Source organism: Bradyrhizobium sp. CCBAU 53338 (genome assembly GCF_015291665.1).
GTDB lineage: Bacteria > Pseudomonadota > Alphaproteobacteria > Rhizobiales > Xanthobacteraceae > Bradyrhizobium.
Window position 1 is genome coordinate 1,656,439 of the sequence record NZ_CP030048.1, and the last position, 20,605, is coordinate 1,677,043.

Annotated in this window: 21 protein-coding genes; 8 read left to right on the plus strand and 13 right to left on the minus strand. The window is 64.8% G+C overall.

All coding sequences use genetic code 11. The annotated features are described in order from the left end of the window. Nucleotides 1–317 precede the first annotated feature (317 nt). Both XH90_RS07935 and XH90_RS07940 read left to right on the plus strand, forming a co-directional pair. The gene (locus XH90_RS07935) at nt 318–1,025 is read left to right on the plus strand and encodes a FecR domain-containing protein (protein ID WP_367401192.1); all 708 of its coding nucleotides are present in this window, start codon (nt 318–320) and stop codon (nt 1,023–1,025) included. Nucleotides 1,026–1,037: 12 nt separating this feature from the next. Beyond that, nucleotides 1,038–1,892, plus strand: a complete 855-nt coding sequence (locus XH90_RS07940) for a tetratricopeptide repeat protein (protein WP_194480162.1) — start codon at nt 1,038–1,040, stop codon at nt 1,890–1,892. A 36-nt stretch (nt 1,893–1,928) separates the two neighbouring features. Here XH90_RS07940 and XH90_RS07945 read toward each other — a convergent pair whose 3' ends face one another. Continuing rightward, nucleotides 1,929–3,002, minus strand: a complete 1,074-nt coding sequence (locus tag XH90_RS07945) for a tartrate dehydrogenase (RefSeq protein ID WP_194480164.1) — start codon at nt 3,000–3,002, stop codon at nt 1,929–1,931. 21 nt (nt 3,003–3,023) lie between these two features. Further along, nucleotides 3,024–4,322: an MFS transporter gene (locus tag XH90_RS07950; protein ID WP_194480166.1), complete on the minus strand. Its 1,299-nt coding sequence runs from the start codon at nt 4,320–4,322 to the stop codon at nt 3,024–3,026. Between the two features lie 131 nt (nt 4,323–4,453). Between XH90_RS07950 and XH90_RS07955 the strand changes: the two genes are divergently transcribed. Together XH90_RS07955 and XH90_RS07960 are read left to right on the plus strand one after the other, a co-directional pair. Then, entirely contained in the window at nt 4,454–5,371 is a 918-nt protein-coding gene (locus tag XH90_RS07955) for a LysR substrate-binding domain-containing protein (protein WP_194480168.1), read from the plus strand. A gap of 38 nt (nt 5,372–5,409) precedes the next feature. Then, nucleotides 5,410–6,234 (plus strand): aspartate dehydrogenase, encoded by an 825-nt coding sequence (locus XH90_RS07960; protein ID WP_194480169.1) that lies wholly within the window; start codon nt 5,410–5,412, stop codon nt 6,232–6,234. 3 nt (nt 6,235–6,237) lie between these two features. On the opposite strand, the gene XH90_RS07965 is transcribed toward XH90_RS07960, so the two are convergent. The 9 genes from XH90_RS07965 to XH90_RS08005 form a co-directional block, all read right to left on the minus strand. Beyond that, nucleotides 6,238–7,542, minus strand: a complete 1,305-nt coding sequence (locus XH90_RS07965) for a sorbosone dehydrogenase family protein (protein ID WP_194480171.1) — start codon at nt 7,540–7,542, stop codon at nt 6,238–6,240. A 255-nt stretch (nt 7,543–7,797) separates the two neighbouring features. Next, nucleotides 7,798–8,424: an isoprenylcysteine carboxylmethyltransferase family protein gene (locus tag XH90_RS07970; RefSeq protein WP_194480173.1), complete on the minus strand. Its 627-nt coding sequence runs from the start codon at nt 8,422–8,424 to the stop codon at nt 7,798–7,800. 31 nt (nt 8,425–8,455) lie between these two features. Next, the gene (locus XH90_RS07975; RefSeq protein WP_194480175.1) at nt 8,456–9,487 is read right to left on the minus strand and encodes an NAD-dependent epimerase/dehydratase family protein; all 1,032 of its coding nucleotides are present in this window, start codon (nt 9,485–9,487) and stop codon (nt 8,456–8,458) included. Nucleotides 9,488–9,519: 32 nt separating this feature from the next. Then, nucleotides 9,520–10,038 carry a DUF962 domain-containing protein gene (locus XH90_RS07980; protein ID WP_194482618.1) on the minus strand — a complete coding sequence of 173 codons (519 nt, stop codon included), beginning with the start codon at nt 10,036–10,038 and terminating at the stop codon, nt 9,520–9,522. A 171-nt stretch (nt 10,039–10,209) separates the two neighbouring features. After that, nucleotides 10,210–10,878, minus strand: coding sequence for an OmpA family protein (locus XH90_RS07985; protein ID WP_194482619.1), 669 nt, complete (start codon nt 10,876–10,878; stop codon nt 10,210–10,212). After that, nucleotides 10,878–11,294: a hypothetical protein gene (locus XH90_RS07990; RefSeq protein WP_194480177.1), complete on the minus strand. Its 417-nt coding sequence runs from the start codon at nt 11,292–11,294 to the stop codon at nt 10,878–10,880. The genes XH90_RS07985 and XH90_RS07990 overlap by 1 nt, the downstream gene beginning before the upstream one ends. Nucleotides 11,295–11,382: 88 nt before the next feature. Continuing rightward, the gene (locus tag XH90_RS07995; RefSeq protein ID WP_194480179.1) at nt 11,383–11,673 is read right to left on the minus strand and encodes a type II toxin-antitoxin system HicB family antitoxin; all 291 of its coding nucleotides are present in this window, start codon (nt 11,671–11,673) and stop codon (nt 11,383–11,385) included. 32 nt (nt 11,674–11,705) lie between these two features. Next, complete coding sequence (locus XH90_RS39755) at nt 11,706–11,882, minus strand: type II toxin-antitoxin system HicA family toxin (RefSeq protein WP_194480181.1); 177 nt, start codon at nt 11,880–11,882, stop codon at nt 11,706–11,708. Nucleotides 11,883–11,960: 78 nt separating this feature from the next. Further along, nucleotides 11,961–14,576: an ATP-dependent helicase gene (locus tag XH90_RS08005; RefSeq protein WP_194480183.1), complete on the minus strand. Its 2,616-nt coding sequence runs from the start codon at nt 14,574–14,576 to the stop codon at nt 11,961–11,963. A 238-nt stretch (nt 14,577–14,814) separates the two neighbouring features. Here XH90_RS08005 and XH90_RS08010 point away from each other — a divergent pair, with 238 nt between their 5' ends. Beyond that, nucleotides 14,815–14,985 (plus strand): DUF1328 domain-containing protein, encoded by a 171-nt coding sequence (locus XH90_RS08010; RefSeq protein ID WP_045006173.1) that lies wholly within the window; start codon nt 14,815–14,817, stop codon nt 14,983–14,985. Nucleotides 14,986–14,987: 2 nt separating this feature from the next. On the opposite strand, the gene XH90_RS08015 is transcribed toward XH90_RS08010, so the two are convergent. Then, nucleotides 14,988–15,491, minus strand: coding sequence for a thioesterase family protein (locus tag XH90_RS08015; RefSeq protein WP_194480185.1), 504 nt, complete (start codon nt 15,489–15,491; stop codon nt 14,988–14,990). Between the two features lie 87 nt (nt 15,492–15,578). Between XH90_RS08015 and XH90_RS08020 the strand changes: the two genes are divergently transcribed. From XH90_RS08020 to XH90_RS08030, 3 genes are all read left to right on the plus strand, one after another. Continuing rightward, entirely contained in the window at nt 15,579–17,003 is a 1,425-nt protein-coding gene (locus tag XH90_RS08020; protein ID WP_194480187.1) for an FAD-binding oxidoreductase, read from the plus strand. Between the two features lie 90 nt (nt 17,004–17,093). Further along, nucleotides 17,094–18,404, plus strand: coding sequence for a Spy/CpxP family protein refolding chaperone (locus tag XH90_RS08025; RefSeq protein ID WP_194480189.1), 1,311 nt, complete (start codon nt 17,094–17,096; stop codon nt 18,402–18,404). Nucleotides 18,405–18,524: 120 nt separating this feature from the next. Beyond that, nucleotides 18,525–18,887, plus strand: coding sequence for a hypothetical protein (locus XH90_RS08030; RefSeq protein WP_194480191.1), 363 nt, complete (start codon nt 18,525–18,527; stop codon nt 18,885–18,887). 6 nt (nt 18,888–18,893) lie between these two features. Here XH90_RS08030 and XH90_RS08035 read toward each other — a convergent pair whose 3' ends face one another. Then, nucleotides 18,894–20,561 carry a SulP family inorganic anion transporter gene (locus XH90_RS08035; RefSeq protein ID WP_194480193.1) on the minus strand — a complete coding sequence of 556 codons (1,668 nt, stop codon included), beginning with the start codon at nt 20,559–20,561 and terminating at the stop codon, nt 18,894–18,896. Nucleotides 20,562–20,605 lie beyond the last annotated feature (44 nt).

A 20,605-nucleotide genomic window follows, 5' to 3' on the forward strand; every position in this document is an offset into this window, starting at 1 on the left:
TTTTGCTACGCCAGAGGGGAAATAAGCAATTTTTGGCGTTTGCAACCCCAGGCCTGCACGCCGAAGACATTTGATAACAACAGGGACTTTATGTGTCTTGCCAGGATGATGTGGGTTCAGCGGAGATGTTTCTCAGCGCTTGCAATATGCGCTCGCAAGAAGTTGACGGTCGAGCAGCGCAAAATCTAGCTTACTTTCGCTGGTCCGGCAAACCTCTTTGAGCCTAAGATCAAGATGGGACGACATACTTAGACTGGAGCGAAGTCCCCCAAGGACTGATCCAGGTTGTAGATGGTGACGATGCACGAATTGCGAGCTTGGCCGGGGCTCATACCAGCTCCACCGAGCGGATCGCAAAAAGCTCTTCTTGGAAAGGGCGGGTCATGTGCAGGCATATTGCGGTTTTAGTGACTGGTTTCATTTTGGCATCCGCGAGTGTCCTCGCTGCGCAAGCGCAAACCCAGGTCAATCCCACGACACGCGGCCTCGATGACGCTGCGCCAAAGGCCATCGGCAAGGTCGTAGCCGTTACAGGTTCGGTCTCGATCGAGCACACAGGTGCGGCCGTCGTCCAGGCGAAGTTTGGCGATCCGGCTGCTCAGGCCAGGACTGGCGATGTCGTGTATCTGCGCGACGTGGTGCGAACCGGCGCGGATAGCCGGGTCAGCATCAATTTCAACGATGGCTCGTCGTTCAATCTGTCGAGCAACGCGCGCATGACCCTGGATGACTACGTGTACGAGCCGGACGGCAAGTCCAACGCAACGTTCTTCAATCTGGCCAAGGGCACGGCGACCTTTGTCGCAGGCCAGATCGCGAAGACCGGCGACATGAAGGTCGATACGCCCGTTGCAACCATGGGAATCCGCGGCACCACGCCGCACATCGAAATTTCTGACGACGGTGCGGTCAAGTTTTCGACGCTCATCGAAGAGGGCAAGAGCAAATTGGCGAAGAAGCGCATGACTGCTGCAATGCCCGAGCAGGGAAGCGGTCCCAGGACGAACATCTGCCGAGGATGCTGAAGCGACACGGACATGACCATCAGGGCCGCCATCACCGCCAGCGTCGCGCCCGTTCTTTTGCTGCTGTCGCAGGGTTCGCCGGCGGCCGCACAGCAGCCGCATAAAATTGACCTCATCGAGAGCATCGAGCAGTGCAACGGCACGGACCGCATTCCGGCCCGAGCCCGGGTCGCCGCCTGTACGGCCCTCATCAATTCAGGTGACGCCAAGCCGGAGGCGTTGGCTTTGGCTTACAACAATCGTGGCAATGCTTATGCCGCAGCGGCGGAGTATGACCGTGCGATAAGCGATTTCGATCGCGCGATCGAACTGGCCTCGGGCTATGTCAAGCCCATGAACAATCGCGGCGTCGCTTATTTGAAGAAGGGAGCGTATGAAGACGCGGTCAAGTCTTTCGACCAGGCGATCAGGCTCGACCCGGGCTATGGCAGCGCCTTCGCCAACCGCGCGGAAGCACACCTGAAGCTGAGCCAGTATGATCGGGCCGCGCTGGATTTCAACGAGGCCATCCGCCTCGAGCCGAATTTGACATGGGCAAGGAGCGGACGCTGCTGGACCCGGGCGGTCATCGGCGACTTGCAGGCCGGGCTCGACGACTGCGACAGGGCGATCCAGTCGGGATCGAATGATGCCGCAACCTACGATTCACGCGCGCTGATCCACCTGAAAATGGGCCAACTCGCCGCTGCGATTGACGACTATAGTTCGGCGCTGCGCCTGGCGCCAAACCTGGCAAGCGCGCTCTATGGGCGCGGACTTGCCAGGCTCAGGCAGGGCGACAGCGCCGGCGGCGATCGTGACGTCTCGGCGGCAAAGCTCATCGACGTCAAGATCGCGGACGCCTTCATCCGCTACGGTGTGCAGTAAGGCCGGGGTTGGCTCGCCGGGATTGGCGTCGGCCGGCTAGACGTTCGAGCCATGGATCGCGTCGATCACGGCATCCGTCACTTCCCTCGTGGTAGCCTTGCCGCCGACGTCAGGTGTCAGCACGCCCGCCGCGCAGACGTGTTCGACCGCCTTCATCAACCGCGCTGCGGCATCCTTTTCGCCCAGATGCTCGAGCATCTGCGCGCCGGTCCAGAAGGTCGCGACCGGGTTGGCGATGCCCTTGCCGGTAATGTCGAAGGCCGAGCCGTGGATCGGCTCGAACATCGAGGGAAAACGGCGCTGCGGATCGATGTTGCCGGTCGGCGCCACGCCGAGGCTGCCCGCGAGCGCGCCGGCGAGGTCGGAAAGGATGTCGGCGTGCAGATTGGTGGCGACGATGGTGTCGAGGCTCTTCGGGTGCAGTGTCATGCGCACCGTCATGGCATCGACCAGCATCTTGTCCCAGGTCACGTCAGGGAATTCGGTCGCGACTTCGGCGGCGATCTCGTCCCACATCACCATGCCGTGGCGCTGCGCGTTCGACTTGGTCACGACGGTGAGGAATTTGCGCGGCCGCGACTGCGCAAGCTGGAACGCATAGCGCATGATGCGCGTGACGCCGACGCGGGTGAAGACGGCGACTTCGGTGCCGACCTCTTCCGGCAGGCCCTTGTGGGCGCGGCCGCCCATGCCGGCATACTCGCCTTCCGAATTCTCGCGCACGATCACCCAGTCGAGATCGCCGACGCCGACATTGCGCAGCGGCGAGGCGACGCCGGGCAAAATCTTGGTCGGCCGCACATTGGCGTATTGGTCAAAGCCCTGGCAGATCGGCAGGCGCAGGCCCCACAGCGTGATGTGATCGGGCACATCGGGCGCGCCGACCGCGCCGAAATAGATGGCGTCGAACTTCTTCAACTCAGCAAGGCCATCGGCCGGCATCATGACGCCGTGCTTCTTGTAATAGTCCGAGCCCCAGTCGAAGGTCTTGACGTTGAAGGCGATGTCGCCGCTGCGTTTTGCCAGCGCCTCCAGCACGCGGACGCCGGCAGAGATCACCTCGGGGCCGATGCCGTCGGCGGGAATGGCTGCGATCGAATGGGTGCGCATGGGAGTGCTCCGTTAGGGATGTCAGTGTGATTGCGGGACGGGTTCGACGGGCGCGGTCTGCGCGCGCGACAATAGCAGGGTGATGGCCGCGGAGAGAACGAGCAGGCCGCCGACAAAATAGAGGCCGCCGACAAAGCTGCCGGTCTGGTCCTTGATCCAGCCGATCATGGCGGGACCGACGAAGCCGCCGAGATTGCCGATCGAATTGATGGTGGCGATGCCGGCCGCGGCAGCGGGACCGGAGAGGAACAGCGTCGGCATGCTCCAGAGCGGCGGCTTTGCCGAGGAGATGCCGATGTTGACCAGCGACAGCGCGACGAGGACCGCAATCACGCCGCTCGCAAGGCCGGCATAGACAAGGCCCGCGGCGGCCATCAGGCAAGCGAGTATGACGTGCCAGGTGCGCTCGCCGGTGCGGTCCGAATGCCGCGCCCACAACACCATGGCGACGACGGCAGCCGTGGCGGGCAGCGCATTGAGGAAGCCGACCTGGAGCGAGGACAGGCCGAACTGCTTGATGATCTGCGGCGCCCAGACGCCGAGCGTGTAGAGGCCGGCCGAGGTGCCGAAATAGATCAGCGACAGTGCCAGCACGCGCGGATCGGCAAGCCCGCGCCAGATGCTGTGGCTCGCGGTTGCGGCCTTGCTGGTGGTCTCCTCGTTCATGGTCTCGACCAGCCAGCGGCGCTCGTCATCGGTGAGCCACTTGGCCTTTTCGGGGCGATCGGTCAGGAATGCCAGCACGACGCAGCCGAGGAGCACGGCCGGCAGCGCCTCCAGCACGAACAGCCATTGCCAGCCCTTGAAGCCGAGCAGGCCGTCCATCTCCAGCAGCGCACCGGAGACCGGCGAGCCCAGCACGGTCGAGAGCGGCGCGGCCGCCATGAACAGCGCGGTCACGGCAGCACGCTGGCGCGCCGGGAACCAGTAGGAGAGATAGAGGATGATGCCGGGAAAGAAGCCGGCTTCCGCGACGCCGAGCAGGAAGCGCAGGATGTAGAAGCCGGTCGCGCCTTGCACGAACGCCATCGCCGCCGAGACCAGACCCCAGGTGATCATCACCCGCGCGATCCAGATCCGCGCCCCGACCTTGTGCAGGATGATGTTGGAGGGCACCTCGAACAGGAAATAGCCCCAGAAGAAGATGCCGGCACCAAAGCCGTAGACGGTCGGCGACAGGCCAATGTCCTTGTTCATCGTCAGTGAGGCGAAGCCGATATTGACGCGGTCGATGAAGGCCACGAAGTACAGCAGCATGATGAAGGGAACGATGCGCCAGCTGATCTTGCGCAGCACGCGCGTCTGAATCTCGCTCGCCATCCTGGCCTCCCACGGTTCCGGTTTTGGTTGTGTGGCCGTGAGCCTAGGCGGGGCTTTGAGGTCGACTCAATTGGCGCTGGTTTATACAAAAAAATGATATAATTCTCTTGCAGCGAGACGAGAGGATTTTCATGGAATTGCATCAGCTCCGATGCTTCGTGGCGGCGGCCGAGCAGTTGCATTTCGGCCGAGCCGCGCAGCATCTCCAGATGCTGCCGTCCGCGCTAGGCCGGCAGATCAGGCTGCTGGAGGAGGATCTGGGGACGCGGCTGTTCGCGCGGACCACCCGGGCCGTCTCGCTCACCGAGGACGGCACGACGCTGCTGCGCGATGCCCGCGCCATCCTTGCCAAGGTCGAGGCGGTCGAGAGCAATCTGCGCAACCGCTCGCGTGCGGGAGCCGCGCGCCGGCTGCGGATCGGCGCCATCGACAGCGCTGCAGCGGGGCTGCTGCCGCTGCTGCTGCGGGACTTCCGCGCCGGGCATCCCGAGGTTTCGGTCCAGCTTCTCGAGGACAAGACGATCAGGCTGTTGCCAAAGATCCTGACTGGCGCGCTCGACCTCGCCTTCGTCCGTCCGCCCGACCGGGCGGACAAGCGGCTCGAGTTTCGCCCGCTGCTCCAGGAAACCGCGATCGTGGCGTTTCCGCAGCGTCATGCGCTGGCGGCGCGCAAGTCGATCACCCTGGCCGACATCGCCGACGAGGCGATGCTGGTGCCGGACCGCCGCTCGCGACCGCACAGCCACGATCTCACCATCAAACTGTTCGAGCAGGCAGGCCTGACGCCGCGCATCGTGCAGGTGGCCGACGAGAAGCAGACCATCATCAATCTGGTGGCGACCAAGCTCGGCGTCGCGATCGTGCCGCGCTGGACCACGCGGATGGCGGTTTCCGGCGTGCGTTTCGTGCCGCTTCGTCCGAAGCAGAGCGGTCCCGTCGGCCGGCTGCCGCTGGCCGCGGCCTGGTTGCGCGGGTCGCGCGATCCGGCCCGTGATGCCATGCTCGCAGTGCTGGAAGCGCGCCTGCGCAGCTATGCGCGAGAGGCGTGAGCGGCTATGACATGGGGCTTGGCGGGAAGATGGATACGATGACTGATCAGAAAACCTCGAACGAATTGCGGGTGGCTGTCGCGGGGCTGGGCTCGATCGGCAGCAAGGTTGCGACCGCGCTCGATCAGGGCATCGAGGGGCTGACGCTGTCAGCCGTGGCGGTGCGCGATCCCGCCAAGCATCAGGTATTTCTGAGCGGCCTGCGCCGTCGGCCGCAGATCATGCCGATCGATCAACTGGGCGCCGCCGCCGACATCGTGGTCGAGTGTGCGCCGACCAGCCAGTTGCGCGCGATCGTCGAGCCGGCGGTGAAGCGCGGCAAGTCCGCGGTCGTCGTCAGCGTCGGCGGGCTGCTCGACAACTACGATCTGATTGATCTCGCCCGTGCCAATGGCGGTCGGATCCTCGTGCCGACAGGCGCGCTGATCGGGCTGGATGCGGTCAACGCGGCAGCGGTCGGCACCATTCATTCGGTGAAGATGGTCACGCGCAAGCCGATCGACGGGCTGAGGGGCGCACCATTCATCGTTCAGAACAAGGTCGACATCGACGATCTGCGCGAGCCGCTCAAGCTGTTCGAGGGCAGCGCGCGCGACGCGGTAAAGGGCTTTCCGGCAAACGTCAACGTCGCGGTTGCGCTGTCGCTGGCGGGCATCGGGCCCGATCGCACCCAGGTCCAGGTCTGGGCCGACCCCACCGTGACGCGCAATGTTCATCGCATCGAGGTCGAAGCCGATTCGGCCCGGTTCTCGATGGGGATCGAGAACATCCCGTCCGAAAATCCCAAGACAGGGATGATCACCGCGCTGTCGGTGATCGCGCTACTGCGCAAGCAGCGCGCGACGCTGTGCGTGGGGACGTGATCTCTACGCGCCGGTGACGCGCCAGATCACGTTGCCGACGTCGTCGGCCATCAGCAGCGACTTCTTGTCGGGACCGATGACGACGCCAACCGGGCGGCCGTAGGATTCCTTTTCGTCCGGGGACAGAAAGCCCGACAGGATGTCGCGACCGGGGCCGGAAGGCTTGCCGTTCTGGAACGGGATGAACACCAGCTTGTAGCCGGACAACTTGCTGCGATTCCACGAGCCATGCTGGCCGATCACCATGCCGTCTCCGAAGCCGGGCAAGGTCCCTGCGGGCATCCAGCACAGGCCGAGCGAAGCGGTGTGACCGCCGAGCGCGTAATCGGGTTGAAGCGCCCTGGCGACCATCGCCGGCTCCTGCGGCACGCGGTCGTCCACCGTCTTGCCCCAGTAGCAATAGGGCCAGCCGTAGAAGCCGCCGTCGCGCACCGAGGTGAGATAGTCTGGCGGCGTCTCGTCGCCGAGGCCGTCGCGCTCGTTGACGACAGTCCAGAGCACACCTGTCGTTGGCTCCCATGCGAGGCCAACAGGGTTGCGCAGGCCGGCGCCAAAAATGCGATGCGTGCCGGCAACGAGATCGAGCTCGTAGACCGCGGCGCGGCCTTCCTCGACCTCCATGCCCATCTCCGCGATGTTGCTGAGCGAGCCGACGCCGGCATAGAGCTTCTTGCCGTCGGGGCTGGCGAGCAGGCTGCGCGTCCAGTGGCCGCTCGGCTTGAACGTCGTGAGCCGCTTGCCCGGCGCCTTGATGCTGTCGGCGTTGGCGACATAGGGGAAGGCCATCACGCCGTCGGTGTTGCCGACATAGAAGGTGTCGCCGACCAGCGCCATGCCGAACGGCTGGTTGAGGTTGTCCATGAAGGCGCCGCGGATTTCAGCGACACCGTCGCCGTCCTTGTCGCGGAGCAGCGTGATGCGGTTGGCGGACACGCCGAGCGCTGCGGCGCGCCGCATCGTCGCCTGCATCGCGTAGTGGAACACGCTGCGCGGAGGACCGGCGATCTGCGTCGCTTCCGCGATCAGCACATCGCCATTGGGCAGCACCTCGATCCAGCGCGGATGATCGAGATCGGTCGCGAATGCGTTGACCTTGAGCCCGGCTGCAACAGTCGGCTTCTGGCCTTGGCTCCAGCCGCGCGCGGTCGGCATTTTCAGGGTCGGGATCGCGCCTTGCGGCTTGGCTTCCGGAATGGCCGGGGCCTGTCCCCAGGCCGGCGCGGCTTCGGTGCCCGTCAGCTTCCGCCATTGCAGCGCAATGCCGCCGAGGACTGCGACGAACTGCGCGAAGATACTGGAAAAAGTCATGAGAAGCCCCTGTCGAACCCTGCGGCACGGTCCGGATCGCACCAAGCCCCGCGCGGGCCAGGAAACTAATCTCTGCCTGATCGTCGATCTCTCCAGATCCACGATGGAACGTCGTCGTGCCTTTTTTGCGCGCGCATCCAACTGGCTGGCGGTCAAAAGGTCAACCGGGGCGGAACTCGATCGGCGTCTATTCCCGTGGAATGGCTGCCGATCGAATTTGCATGGGGAGGTGCTGGGACAGTTCGCGTCCCGTCGTCACCGCGGCGACATGAACGGAACGATCATCGGCACGCGGCGGCAATAAGCGCCGTAGGCGTCCTCACCGAGCTCCTTCGACAGGAACACCTCCTCCATCCGGCCCTTCTGCCACATGCCGAGCGAGATCAGGATGGCGCCGAGGATCGTCGTCACCAGGCCGATCGCCACGCCGGTCACCAGCATGCCGAAGATCAGCCCCGTGTAGATCGGGTGACGCACGATGCCGTAAGGGCCGGTGTCGATGACGCGGTGGTCTTCCTTGTGGGTGATGGTGTTGGACCAGAATTTACCCAGATGCAGCCGGCCCCACCAGGCGAAGGCGATGCCGGCGACCGAGAGGACCGCGGCGATGGTGATGCCCGTGTTGCCGAGCACCCAGAGCGGCTTCCAGCCCAGGACCTGTGCAATCCACGGCGTGTAGAGGATGCCGCCGACCAGGATCGGCAGGCGATAGCGCTGCGACTCCAGCGTCATGACCTGCTTCTTGGTCCGCCCCTGCCAGAACGAGGCGCCCACCCAGCTGGCGAGAAAGGCGAGCCAGATCAGGGCCAGGAGTTCGGTCGGCCAAGTCGTGGTCCAGCCGCCCCAGGCGACGGAGAGAAGCTTGCTGAAATCGAAGGACATGCGGGAAGGTTCTTTGGTTTGGGCGGCGGCCTTAGCCTGCGCGCGAGGAGAGCGCGTGATGCTTGATGGCGCCGGAGGGCTGCTGGCCGTTGCGGGCGAGCAGATGGGTGATGGTTTCGCGCAGCACCGGCTCAATCGGGCGCGGCGCATAGCCGAGCTCGGTGCGCGCCTTGCCGATCGAGAGGTCGCTCGCGGCGAGCGCGATGCGCACGCCTTCGGCGGTGCCGTTGGGCGGACGATGGGTGATGCGATCGGAGATCGATTCCAGCATGATGGCGGAGAGCTCCGCGATCTTGCCGGGGACGACGACGGGATATTGCCGGCGGCCGCTCATCGCCGACATCATCCGCAGGATCTGGCCAAGCCGGACGCAATCGCCGCCGAGGATATAGCGCTGGCCGACGCGGCCGCGTTCCATCGTCAGCACGAGGCCCATGGCGACGTCGCGGACGTCGACGAGGTTGACCGGGAAGTCGAGATGCGGCTGTACCTTCTTCTGGAGGAAGTACCACAGCATTGCGGTGGGCGGCGTCAGATTGTGGTCGGCGGCGCCGATCGGCATGGTCGGGGTGCCGATCACGAGCGGGAAGCCGTTCGCTGCGGCCTTCGCGGCGTGATGCTCGGCGAGCGACTTCGAGCGCGTGTAAGCGCCGGGCATCGCGTCGGCCGGCTGAAGCGCCTCTTCGGCGGCAACGCCGTTGAGGTTGGCGTAAGGGAACAGGATCGATTCCGTCGAGCAATGCAGGAAGCGCGACACACCGCGCTTCATCGCAGCTCCAAGCACGACTTCGGTGCCGCGGAAATTGACGTCGTGAAAGTCCTGCTTGTTGGCGACCCACATGCCGGGCAGGCCGGCGAGATGATAGACCTGATCGACTCCCGACAGCGCGGCATCGACGGCGGCACCGTCAAGCACCGAGCCGTGCACATGCTCGACGTCGGTGTTCGCTGTGGCCGGCGGCCGGACGTCGAGAACACGTACCCGCTGCCCACGGGCGCGGAGCGCTTCGACGAGATGCTGTCCGATGAAACCGCTGCCACCGGTAACCAGTACGGGAGTCATGAAGTAGGTTTTGCTGTTCCGCTTCGAGAAAGCTATCGGGTTGAAAGGGAGTTGGTCGGAAGAGGCGCGAGAATCGCGGCGAGGTCGCGACGAAAACCCAGTGCAATGAACAATTTTGCCATGACGAACATCGGTCCAAGCAGGAAATGCGTGGGGTGGTCGACCATCGACGGCTGTCGCTCCTCAAACACCTTGTGGCCGACGATCTGCGCCGCGACGCCAAACCCGATCAGCGCCGCAAAAATCGACCACATCATGGCGGTCGAGACCTGGTTGCCGATCGTGGTCGCGACCCAAAGCAGCACAATCATCGACACGAGGATGCCGAGTCCGACCCCAGCGTCCAGCATCAGCCAGTATACCAGGACCGGCAGGGCCAAAATCACGGCCAGGCTCACCTCGACCCCGAACATGGGAAATACGACCCGCGTCAGCGGCAGCGTTGCGCCGGTGAAGAGCAGGAGAATACCGACCACATGCATCGCGCAATTCCAGGGATCGCGATGGTATTCGACATAGTCGGCCAATTGGCGTTGAAAATAGCCAGCCATTTCAGTCTCGTGCGGCACGGGGCGGGGAAGGGCGAAGACAGCCTATAGCATCTGACAGGGCGGTGCACAAACCGGCGCTATTGTCGCGCAAGGCAGCAATGTCGCGCTATGAGACAGGTCACAAATCAGTCAGAACTTCAACGAGTTCCAACCCGTATGAAGGCTGCGCGCTCAACGCTTCTTGGCAGGCTTTTTTGCCGCAGGCGCGGTAGCGGCCGCAGGGCGCGCAGGCGCATCGTCGGGCAATTTGGCAAAGGTCAGGATTTGCAACTGGCCGTTGACAGCCGAGGTCGGCTTGGCGCGGTCGAGGAACTGCTCCTCGCCGAGGCCGATCGGCTGAAGCCGCTTGGTCGAGATCTTGAACGTGTTCACCAGCACGTCGCGGAGGGCGTCAGCTCGACGCTGGCTCAGGATCGCGTTGGCCTCGCGCGTCTTCGAATTGGATTCGACGTGGCCGACGATGAGGAACGTGTAGGGCAGCAGCGACGTGTGAACCAGCGCGTCGGCGATCCGGCCGACGGTCTGATAGGACTCCGGCTGGATGATCGGGGTGTCGGCGTCGAACTGGATCTGGGCGTTGAAGGCGGGCAGCCTGGCGAGGTCAGGTGCGATCAGCGGCCGGTTGACCGGACCCGGATCGTTCTTGATCCTGGCCTTGGCTCGCTCCATCACCTGCTGCTTCAGCGCGGGAAGATCGAGTTCGGGCGCCTCCTCGAAATGATTGAGCTTGCCGACGATGTCGTCGCGGGTCGGCGCCGTCTGCGCGCCGGCTGTGCCTGCGAGCAGAACGAGACCCAGCGCGATGCCGAATCCGGCGGCGACATGCCCGGTTGCGCGCATCATCGATACCCCGCCTCGTCGACGGCCCTCAGGCAGTTGTTGCTGATGCCCTTGGGCGTCGCGATCAGGCAGGGGATTGACTTGCTGGTCTCCTTGGTCGAGCCGCCGCAGACCTTGACGATCTCGCGCTGGCAGGCGTTCGCGACCGTGACACGGGCGGCGATGCGCTTCTGGATCGCGTCGAACGCGGTGAGGTAGTCGCTCTGGCACTGCTGGGAGAGCGCGTCCCGGTTGCGGGACAAGCATTCCTTCAGGCGCGTCGAGTCCGGGTTGACGCCGCGGCAATTGGCGACGATGTCGGCGCCGCAGCTCTTGGCCAGCAGGCCGAGCGAATCGCCAAAGCTCATGGTCTCCGCCGTCGCAAGCGACGGCATCCCCAATGCAAGCGCGATCAGTGTGATTGAGCCCCGGACCATGGTTGCATCTGATACGGGGAAGTTCGCCATGGTCAAGGGCTGTTCGGGGGAGAACCGTCGAGAGTCCGGCCGGTGCGGCGACCAGTCCTCACTCCGCAGCGTGGGCGTGGGTCGGCAATTCGATCAGCGCGACCATGTAGTTCCTGAGATCCCCAGCAACCTCTGGATCGGCTTTGAGTTCGGTCAGCGTCCTCGGTCGCGGAAGCTGGCGGCCATCCTCAATCAGGTCCTGCGCATAGAGCTCAAGCGCCTCCGGCGCATTCTCCATCGCCTCGTCGATGTCGTCGCCGCCCGAGAAGCAGCCGGGCAGATCCGGAAACCACACTCCAACGGCGTGGTCGGGGCCTTCGTCCTCAATGATGGCAATATAGTGAGCCATTTCGACCTCAGTCGGGCTTCCAGCCCGCGTCCTTATAGATGGTAGATGGCACGGACCAGCCCCTTTCCCAACTCCTTCTTGGGGTGTGGGACAACAATAGTAGCGCTCGAGACAGCGCTTTTGAACACATGGTGTGACCCGGTCACGCGCGCGAGCTTCCACCCTTCTCGCTCCAGGCGCCGAATGATATCGCGGCTCGCGGTCAGCACGGCATTTCTCCAAGAATCATCCGACCACAAAATTACAGCGCAGCGCGCGGCGTTAAGTGAGCGCGACGCTAACGGCCATCACGCCCGCTGCACAAAGCTGTCCACGACCTTCTTCTCGCCCGCCTTGTCGAAGGCGATGGTGAGCTTGTTGCCGTCGATCTTGGTGACGCGGCCGTAGCCGAATTTCTGGTGAAAGACGCGGTCGGAGAGCGAGAATTCCGACGTCGTGCCGGTGGATTTGGCGACCAGTTCGCCTTCGATCGTCAGGGGACCGCGGCGGCGCGAGGAGAAGCTGCCGAAATCAGGACCGGATGACGAAGACGATGAGAACGTCGCGGCCTGTTCCTCGAAGCCACTTCTGCCGCCACCTCCATTGCGGGCACCACCGCGGTTGCGATTGGCCTGAGCGCGCTGCCAGCCCGGTGTCGAATAGGTGGAGCCGAAGGCTTCCATATCGTCGAAGCGCGAGGCGCCGTAGCCGCCGGTGCCGCCCCAGGCCGAGCCGCCCTTGGATTCCGTGATTTCGACATTGGCGGCCGGCAATTCGTCGAGGAAGCGCGACGGGATCGTGGTCGACCAGGTGCCATGAATCCGCCGGTTGGTCGCGAAATAGATCATCGCGCGCCGCCGTGCACGCGTGAGGCCGACATGGCCGAGCCGGCGCTCCTCCTCCAGGCCGGCGCGGCCCTGTTCGTCCAGCGTACGCTGGCTCGGGAACAGGCCTTCCTCCCAGCCCGGCAGGAACACGTTGTCGAATTCGAGACCTTTGGCCGCGTGCAGCGTCATCAAAGACACCGCATCGTCCTCGGCGCCGCCCTCGCGGTCCATCACCAGCGAGATGTGTTCCAAAAACCCTTGCAGGTTCTCGAACTCCTCCATCGAGCGCACGAGCTCTTTCAGGTTCTCCAGCCGGCCCGCGGCGTCGGCCGAACGGTCCTTCTGCCACATCTCGGTATAGCCGCTCTCGTCGAGCACGATCTGGGCCAGATCCGTGTGCGCGGTGACCTCGCGCTGGGCGCGCCATCGGTCGAACTGGGCGACGACGTCGCGCAGGGATCCGCGCGCCTTCGGCTTCAGCTCGTCGGTCTCGATCACCGCGCGCGCCGCCTCAAACAAGGGGATGCGACGCTTGCGGGCGTGGTCGTGCAGCATCTGCACGGTGGCATCGCCAAGGCCGCGCTTGGGCACGTTGACGATACGCTCGAAGGCCAGGTCGTCGGCCGGCGAATTGATGACGCGCAAGTACGCCAGCGCGTCGCGGATTTCGGCGCGCTCGTAGAAGCGCGGGCCGCCGATGACGCGATAGGGCAGGCCCAGCGTGACGAAACGGTCTTCGAATTCGCGCATCTGGTAGGAGGCGCGCACCAGAATGGCGATCTCGTTGAGCTTCGCACCCTGGCGCTGGATCTGCTCGATCTCCTCGCCGATGCCGCGGGCTTCCTCTTCCGAATCCCAGGAGCCTGTGACCGTGACCTTCTCGCCGTCCTGGTCCTCGGTGCGCAGCGTCTTGCCGAGCCGGCCCTCGTTGTGCGCGATCAGATGCGAGGCGGCGGCGAGGATGTGGCCGGTCGAGCGATAATTGCGCTCGAGGCGGATGACCTTGGCGCCCGGAAAATCGTGCTCGAAGCGCAGGATGTTGTCGACCTCGGCGCCGCGCCAGCCATAGATCGACTGGTCGTCGTCGCCGACGCAGCAAATGTTCTTGACGTGGTTCTTCTCCCTCTCCCCGTCCTTCACGGGGGCGCGACGAGCTTCGCTCGCGCTGAGAGCGTCGGGGTGAGGGGCCGTCTCGACAAGCTCGGCGCTCGGGGAGTCCCCCTCACCCCCCGCGTTTTGCGCGTCGGCCTCTCCCGGCAAGCGGGGAGAGGCGAAAGAAGAAGGCGCCTGCGACAGCAGCCGCAGCCACAGATATTGTGCGACGTTGGTGTCCTGATATTCGTCGACCAGGATGAACTTGAAGCGCTGTTGATACTGCCGCAGGATGTCCGGGTGCTCGCGGAAGATGCGGATGTTCTCCAGCAAGAGATCGCCGAAATCGGCGGCGTTGAGGATCTTCAGCCGCTCCTGATAGCTCGCGTAGAGCTTGCCGCCCTTGCCGTTGGCGAACATCGCGGCTTCGCCCGAGGGCACCTGCGAGGGCATCAGGCCGCGGTTCTTCCAGCCGTCGATCAGGCCGGCCAGCATGCGCGCCGGCCAGCGCTTGTCGTCGATGTTCTCGGCCTGCAGGAGCTGTTTCAAGAGCCGCACCTGGTCGTCGACATCGAGCACGGTGAAGTTTGACTTGAGCTGCGCCAGCTCGGCATGGAAGCGCAGGATGCGGCCGCCGATGGAGTGGAAGGTGCCGAGCCACGGCATGCCCTCCACGGCGTGGCCGAGCATCTGGCCGAGCCGGTGCTTCATCTCGCGCGCGGCCTTGTTGGTGAAGGTCACCGACAGGATCTCGGCAGGGCGGGCACGGCCCTGGCTCAGGATATGGGCGATGCGCGTGGTCAGCACGCGCGTCTTGCCGGTGCCGGCGCCGGCCAGCACCAGGACCGGGCCATCCAGCGTCTCGACAGCCTCGCGCTGCTCGGGATTGAGCCCGGTCAGATATTTCGGGCCCACCGAGGCGCGTGCACGCGCGGCGATGCCGCCGGCTGCGGGCTGGTGGTCGGGTACGCCTGTGATCTTGCTCGGCTCGGTCATGCGAATCATTGGCCCCACGATGGCACCGCGGGGTGGCGGAAGGGAGCCTTCTTAACAGGGATTGGCCCCTATATGGGGCGGCCCGGCTGGGTTTTCCACGCGCGCGGCAGGTCGATTTTGTTCCTCAGCGCGGTGCGAATTTCCAACGGCTGGCGGCCGGAACCAATGTTCCGAGGTGACGATTGTTTCCGCAAGTGAGGCGCCTCAGCGCCGATCGCGGACAGACATCGAAACAGAGGTTTTGACCATGCTGAGCTGGGTTGTGACGTTTCTGGTTATCGCACTGATCGCCGGTATCCTGGGCTTTGGCGGCCTTGCCGGCGCGTCGATCGAAATCGCCAAGATCATCTTCTTCGTCGCGGTGGTGCTGTTCCTGGTCTCGGCCGTGGTCGGTCTCGCCCGCGGCCGCAGGATCTAGCGCTATCTCTTCGAGGGCATCGCCACGTTCCGGCCGATGCCCTCGGGTCGCGCCAGCGCGCTATGGGCCTTGGCGATGCCTGCGATGCGACGTTGAATATCGGGTGGAAAGGCCGCAACGCGACGTGCGTGCATGTCCATGTGCAGCGACATGTTCTCGGACGTCGCCGACAGCCAGCCTTCGCTGCCGTGGCGCATCTCCTCGAACGTGTGCAGCCGCTTGTCGTCGGCCTCCAGCAGCCACACCAGGATCTGCACGGGATCGCCGAGATGGATTTCGCGCAAATAGCGGACATGGCATTCGGCGGTGAAAGTCGAGCCCTGGCGCTCTTTCTTGTAGACCGGCCCAATTCCGAGCTCGAGCCAGAACTCGTCGATCGCCCGGTCGAACATCACGTTGTAATAGGCCATGTTGAGATGGCCGTTGTAGTCGATCCATTGCGGCTCGATCTGCATGATCGAGGAGCGGAACGGCTCGGCGGGCTTCGAAGCGGCACTCTCCGGCATGTCTCATTCCCTGGCTATGCGTCCGGTCGCTTGACTTGACCGGTGAGATGTCCTTTGCCACGGTTTCCAGTGTCGGGAGGACGATCCGTGGGTACGACCATCACCAATAATCCGCCGCGGCCGGCGCCGAAAGCCCTCGCAAGCGCGCTGGAGCAGCTTGCCGCACGCTTCGGCAACCGTCTCATCACGTCGCAGGCCGTCCGCGAGCAGCACGGCCATACCACCACCTGGATCGTCAACCAGCCGCCTGATGGTGTGGTGATGGCGCAGGAGACTGCCGACATCCAGGACGTGGTGCGGATCTGCGCGAAAAACGGCGTACCCGTCATCGCGTTCGGTACCGGCACCTCGCTCGAAGGCCAGGTCAACGCGCCCGCAGGCGGTATCTCGATCGATTTGCGCGATATGAACAAGGTGCTCGCGGTACATGCCGAGGACCTCGACTGCGTGATCCAGCCCGGCGTCACCCGCAAGGCGCTCAATGAGCATCTGCGCGACCAGGGCCTGTTCTTTCCGATCGATCCCGGCGCCGACGCCTCGCTCGGCGGCATGGCCTCGACTCGCGCCTCCGGCACCAACGCGGTGCGTTACGGCACCATGCGCGACAGCGTGCTCGCTTTGAAGGTTGTTCGCGGCGACGGCGAGATCATCACCACAGGCACGCGCGCTAAGAAATCGTCGGCCGGATACGACCTGACGCATCTGTTTGTCGGCGCTGAAGGTACGCTCGGCATCATTTCGGAGTTGACCATTCGACTCCGCGGCATCCCTGACACGATCGCGGCCGGCGCGGTGTCGTTCGAGACCGTGCATGGCGCCTGTCAGGCGGTGATCCTGGCGATCCAGACGGGCATTCCCGTGGCGCGAATCGAACTGCTCAACGCTGCGCAGGTGAAGGCCTGCAACGCCTATTCGAAGCTGACGCTGCCGGAGACGCCGCTCTTGCTGATGGAATTCCACGGCAGCGAGATCGAGGTCGGCGAGCAGTCCAAGGCGTTCGGCGAGATCGCCAGGGAGTGCGGTGGCGGTGATTTCTCCTGGACCACCAAGCCGGAGGACCGCACGAAACTTTGGCAGGCGCGGCACGATGCGTACTGGTCCGTCAAGGCGTTGCGGCCCGGCGACAGCATCGGCGTGGTCGCGACCGACGTGTGCGTGCCGATCTCGCGCCTTGCCGATTGCGTCAGCGAGACCGAGGAAGATCTCAAGCGGCTCAATTTGTTGTCGCCGATCGTCGGTCATGTCGGCGACGGCAATTTCCACTGCTCGCTGGTGTGCGACACCAACGACCCTGCCGAGATGGCGCGCGGCGAGGAGTTCATGCATCGCCTCGTCGAGCGCGCGCAGGCGATGGACGGAACCTGCACCGGCGAGCACGGCATCGGTCAGGGCAAGCAGAAATACCTCAAGGCCGAGCTTGGTCCCGAGGCGCTGGATGCGATGCGTGCGCTGAAAAAGGCGCTCGATCCGCAAAACATCTTCAACCCCGGCAAGATCGTGCCTGAGGCGTAGCCGGCGGCGTCGCGGTCGCGGAACTTTCCGCGGCCGTGCCGGTTCCAATTTTCGATGCCTCAATGGCGCGGCTTCTCTCGGGAGGATGCGATGTTGCGACCGAGTGCTGGAATCGCCGTGATGGTGCTCGCCTGCATGTTGGCGGGTGCTGCTCTTGGCAAAGGTGGACACGGTGGCGGCGGTCACGGTGGCGGGCACGGCGGTGGTCATCACGGTGGCGGGCATGGCGGTGGCCATCATGGTGGCGGGCATGGCGGTGGGCATGCGCATGGCGGCGGGCATCATGGCGGGCCTCGCTTTGCGGTCGGCGCTCGACATGGCGGTCCGAACTTCGGTCAGATCCGCAATGCGGCCGTCCGCCCGGCGAATTTCCGCAACGCGCTCAATCCGCGTTCCAGTGCCTTCCGCAACGGTCGCCTGATCAGCAATCCCGCGGCGCGCGCCCAGATCGCAGCGGCGGCAGCACTCGCCGGCTGGCATGGTGCGAGCAGCGGATGGTGGCAACATGCAGGAGGCGGTTACGGCTGGGTCGGACCGCTATTCTGGCCGTTCGCCTACAATGACCTCTACGACTACACGATCTGGGGCGACGGGCTCGGCTTCTGGGGCTACGGCTTTCAGGACATCTATGCCGGCCTGTTCGGGCCCTATGGCTATGATGGTTTGTCGGCCTATCTGCCGCCGCGACCGCAGGGACGTCGGCAAGCGCGCGGCGTTGCGCTGGATCAGCTTTGCGGCAGTGATCGCCGCGAGATCGTCGGTCTGCCGATCGACCAGATTGCCGCCGCGGTGCAGCCGACCGACGCGCAGGGTGCAAGCCTCGACGAACTCGGCAATGCCTCGACCGATGCGGCCGGGATGATCCGCGCTTCCTGTCCGACGCAAGTCGCGGCGACGGCGCCCGGCCGGCTGGCGGCGATGCAGCTGCGCATCGAGGCGATGGAGAAGGCCGTCGATCTCGTTCAACCGGCCCTCGATAAATTCTATGACTCACTCACCGACGAGCAGAAGGCGCGCTTCAATGCGCTGGCCGACGACCAGCGGCGCGCGACGGCTTCGGGCAACGCCGGGGCGTCGCTGGTCCAGAACTGCGGTGCGCCCGCTGCGCTCGACTGGCCCGGCGCCGACATCGAGGCGAGGCTTCGTCCCGACGATACCCAGCGCGCAGCGCTGCAAGTGCTTCAGGATACCAGCGCCAAGGTCGGCGCATCGCTGAAGGCGGCGTGTCAGCCGGGCGACGTAATGACGCCGCCGGCGCGCATGGCCGCGGTCCGCAAGCGGCTCGATGTCATGCTCGACGGCGTCAAGTCGGTTCGCGCGGCGCTGGAGGATTTCTACGGCACGCTGAGCGACGAGCAGAAGGCGCAGTTCGAGGCCATTGGACCGCGTCGAACATCCTGAATGCGCCCAGCGAAAGATCGTGACGTAAAAATCGTCTCGCCGATCTCGATTGGTCTCTCTATGCTGAGTTGAGCCTGAAGCGCGGCAGATCGGCGGCCGGAAGACCGCGGGTGGTGGGCGATGAAGTGGTTCGCGAAGCGGAAGGCGGCGGACATCTGGGATGAAGCGATCGAATGGCCGCTCGGCGACATCGAGGCCGCCGCGCGAATCCGGGCCATCTGTGACGCCGCGGCCCAGAGCGCCGCCGGACGTGCCCGAAACGACAAGCACGACAGTGCGCGCTATGAGCGTGCGGCAAAAGTCGCGATGGAGATCGCGATGAAGATCTCCGACAGCCTGATGCGCGACGACGCGGTGCGTCGCATCGTCGATCTCTGCATGATGGCGAACGACCTCAAGACCGCGCAGATCCTGTTCCGCGCGATCCATGCCAGCTGGATCCGCGAAACGGCGCAGCGGGATCATCCGGCGCTGGTTCAGTAACGGCGGTTACTTCGCCAGCCGGTGTACGGCCTCGTCCACGCTGTGGAAGACGTGCTCCTTCGGCAGGACATCGAACAATTCGAAGCGCTCGAACGCGTCCTGCGCGCGTACCGATTCCAGCCGAGCCAGCGCGACCGTGATGCCTTGTGCGTTACATACCTTGAAGACCTCGAGCAGTATCTGCGCGGCCGTGAAGTCGATCTCGACCATGCCGCTTGCTTCCAGAATCAGGAGTTGCGGCGTCGTCGTGCTCAGCACCTTGGTCACGTCGCTGCGGAAGCCCGGCGCGTTGAGGAAGGACAGCGGTGCTTGCAGCCCGATCACGGCAACGCCCGCGACGCGCTCACCGGTAATGTGCGGATGCGCCGGCCACCAGATCGTGGTGCCCGGCACGCGCTCGAACTCGACGAGACGTGCGCGCGTCGTGCTCCAGATGCCGTGCAGCAGCGACAGCACGATTCCGAGGAAGGCGCCCTGCTGGATCGGCAGCACGATGATCAGTGCGGCGGTGGCGACGATCAACAGGAATTCGCTGAAGGACTGGCGGTAGATCGTGACGATCTGCCTGGTGCGGATGATCCGCAAGGCGACGAACAGCAGGATGCCGCCGAGTGCCGCGTCAGGCACATGGCGCAGCAGCCCCGTTCCGAACGCGAGCAGCAGCAGCACGATCGCCGCTGCCGCAAGGCCCGCGAGCTGCGACTGTCCGCCGGTCTCGGCGACGATACCCGTGCGCGGCGGGCTGGCATTGACCGGAAACGCACCGAACAGGCCCGACAGCACGCTGCCGGCGCCGGCGCCGAGGAAGTCGCGATCGACATCGGCGGGCTTGTCGGGATCGGACGGGAAGGATCGCGTGGTGGCCGCCGTCTGCACCATCACCACCACCGTCACCACGAAGGCGAGCGGCACCAGCCGCACCCAGAGCTCGGGTGCAAGCGCGGGGAAGGTCGGTCGCGGCAGCGTGCCCGGCACTGTGCCGACGACGCTGACGCCCTTGCTCTCGAGACCGAGTGCGATCGTGGCCAGCGTCGCGGCGACGAGCCCGATCAGCGCGCCCGGAATTTTGGCGCTGATCTTCTCGGAGATGAAGACCACAGCGAGTACGCCGAAGCCGATGCAGAACGTGATCGGATTGGTGCGGCCGATCTCGCTCGCGAGCACGCCGATGCGATCGAGCGTCGGGCCGCCAGGCGATTCCAGCCCCAGCACGCCCGGCAATTGCGATACGATGATGTGGACGGAGATGCCGGCAAGGAAGCCGACCATCACCGGCATCGACAAGAGGTTCGCGATGCCGCCGAGCCGAAACGCGCCGCCGGCGAGCATCATCGCACCGACCATCAAGGCGAGCGCGATCGCGAGGCCCTGATATTCAGGTGAGCCGGCAGTTGCCACTGCGGCAAGCCCGCCGGCGAAAATCGGCGTGATCGTGGAATCGGCGCCGCAGGACAGGAAGCGGTTGCCGCCGAGCAGAGCAAAGCCGAGCGAGCCCGCCACGAAGGCGAAGAAGCCGATCTGCGGTGCGAAGCCGCCGAGCCGCGCGGTCGCCATCTGCTCGGGGATCGCAATGGCCGCGAGGGTCAGCCCCGCCATGAGATCGCCGGGCAGGGCAAAGGACGCGAGCGAGCCGAACAGCGGCCATGAGCCTTTGGTTTGAGCGTCGTTTGGCATCGATGTCGAATCCCCGAAAGCGCGTGTCGGTCGATCAGACTACA

Excerpts from the sequence above, each read along its gene's own strand:
- XH90_RS07940 (WP_194480162.1), top strand. The coding sequence starts at position 1,038 with ATGACCATCAGGGCCGCCATCACCGCCAGCGTCGCGCCCGTTCTTTTG.
- XH90_RS07945 (WP_194480164.1), bottom strand. The coding sequence starts at position 3,002 with ATGCGCACCCATTCGATCGCAGCCATTCCCGCCGACGGCATCGGCCCC.
- XH90_RS07950 (WP_194480166.1), bottom strand. The coding sequence starts at position 4,322 with ATGGCGAGCGAGATTCAGACGCGCGTGCTGCGCAAGATCAGCTGGCGC.
- XH90_RS07955 (WP_194480168.1), top strand. The coding sequence starts at position 4,454 with ATGGAATTGCATCAGCTCCGATGCTTCGTGGCGGCGGCCGAGCAGTTG.
- XH90_RS07960 (WP_194480169.1), top strand. The coding sequence starts at position 5,410 with ATGACTGATCAGAAAACCTCGAACGAATTGCGGGTGGCTGTCGCGGGG.
- XH90_RS07965 (WP_194480171.1), bottom strand. The coding sequence starts at position 7,542 with ATGACTTTTTCCAGTATCTTCGCGCAGTTCGTCGCAGTCCTCGGCGGC.
- XH90_RS07970 (WP_194480173.1), bottom strand. The coding sequence starts at position 8,424 with ATGTCCTTCGATTTCAGCAAGCTTCTCTCCGTCGCCTGGGGCGGCTGG.
- XH90_RS07975 (WP_194480175.1), bottom strand. The coding sequence starts at position 9,487 with ATGACTCCCGTACTGGTTACCGGTGGCAGCGGTTTCATCGGACAGCAT.
- XH90_RS07980 (WP_194482618.1), bottom strand. The coding sequence starts at position 10,038 with ATGGCTGGCTATTTTCAACGCCAATTGGCCGACTATGTCGAATACCAT.
- XH90_RS07985 (WP_194482619.1), bottom strand. The coding sequence starts at position 10,878 with ATGCGCGCAACCGGGCATGTCGCCGCCGGATTCGGCATCGCGCTGGGT.
- XH90_RS07990 (WP_194480177.1), bottom strand. The coding sequence starts at position 11,294 with ATGGTCCGGGGCTCAATCACACTGATCGCGCTTGCATTGGGGATGCCG.
- XH90_RS07995 (WP_194480179.1), bottom strand. The coding sequence starts at position 11,673 with ATGGCTCACTATATTGCCATCATTGAGGACGAAGGCCCCGACCACGCC.
- XH90_RS08005 (WP_194480183.1), bottom strand. The coding sequence starts at position 14,576 with ATGATTCGCATGACCGAGCCGAGCAAGATCACAGGCGTACCCGACCAC.
- XH90_RS08010 (WP_045006173.1), top strand. The coding sequence starts at position 14,815 with ATGCTGAGCTGGGTTGTGACGTTTCTGGTTATCGCACTGATCGCCGGT.
- XH90_RS08015 (WP_194480185.1), bottom strand. The coding sequence starts at position 15,491 with ATGCCGGAGAGTGCCGCTTCGAAGCCCGCCGAGCCGTTCCGCTCCTCG.
- XH90_RS08025 (WP_194480189.1), top strand. The coding sequence starts at position 17,094 with ATGTTGCGACCGAGTGCTGGAATCGCCGTGATGGTGCTCGCCTGCATG.
- XH90_RS08030 (WP_194480191.1), top strand. The coding sequence starts at position 18,525 with ATGAAGTGGTTCGCGAAGCGGAAGGCGGCGGACATCTGGGATGAAGCG.
- XH90_RS08035 (WP_194480193.1), bottom strand. The coding sequence starts at position 20,561 with ATGCCAAACGACGCTCAAACCAAAGGCTCATGGCCGCTGTTCGGCTCG.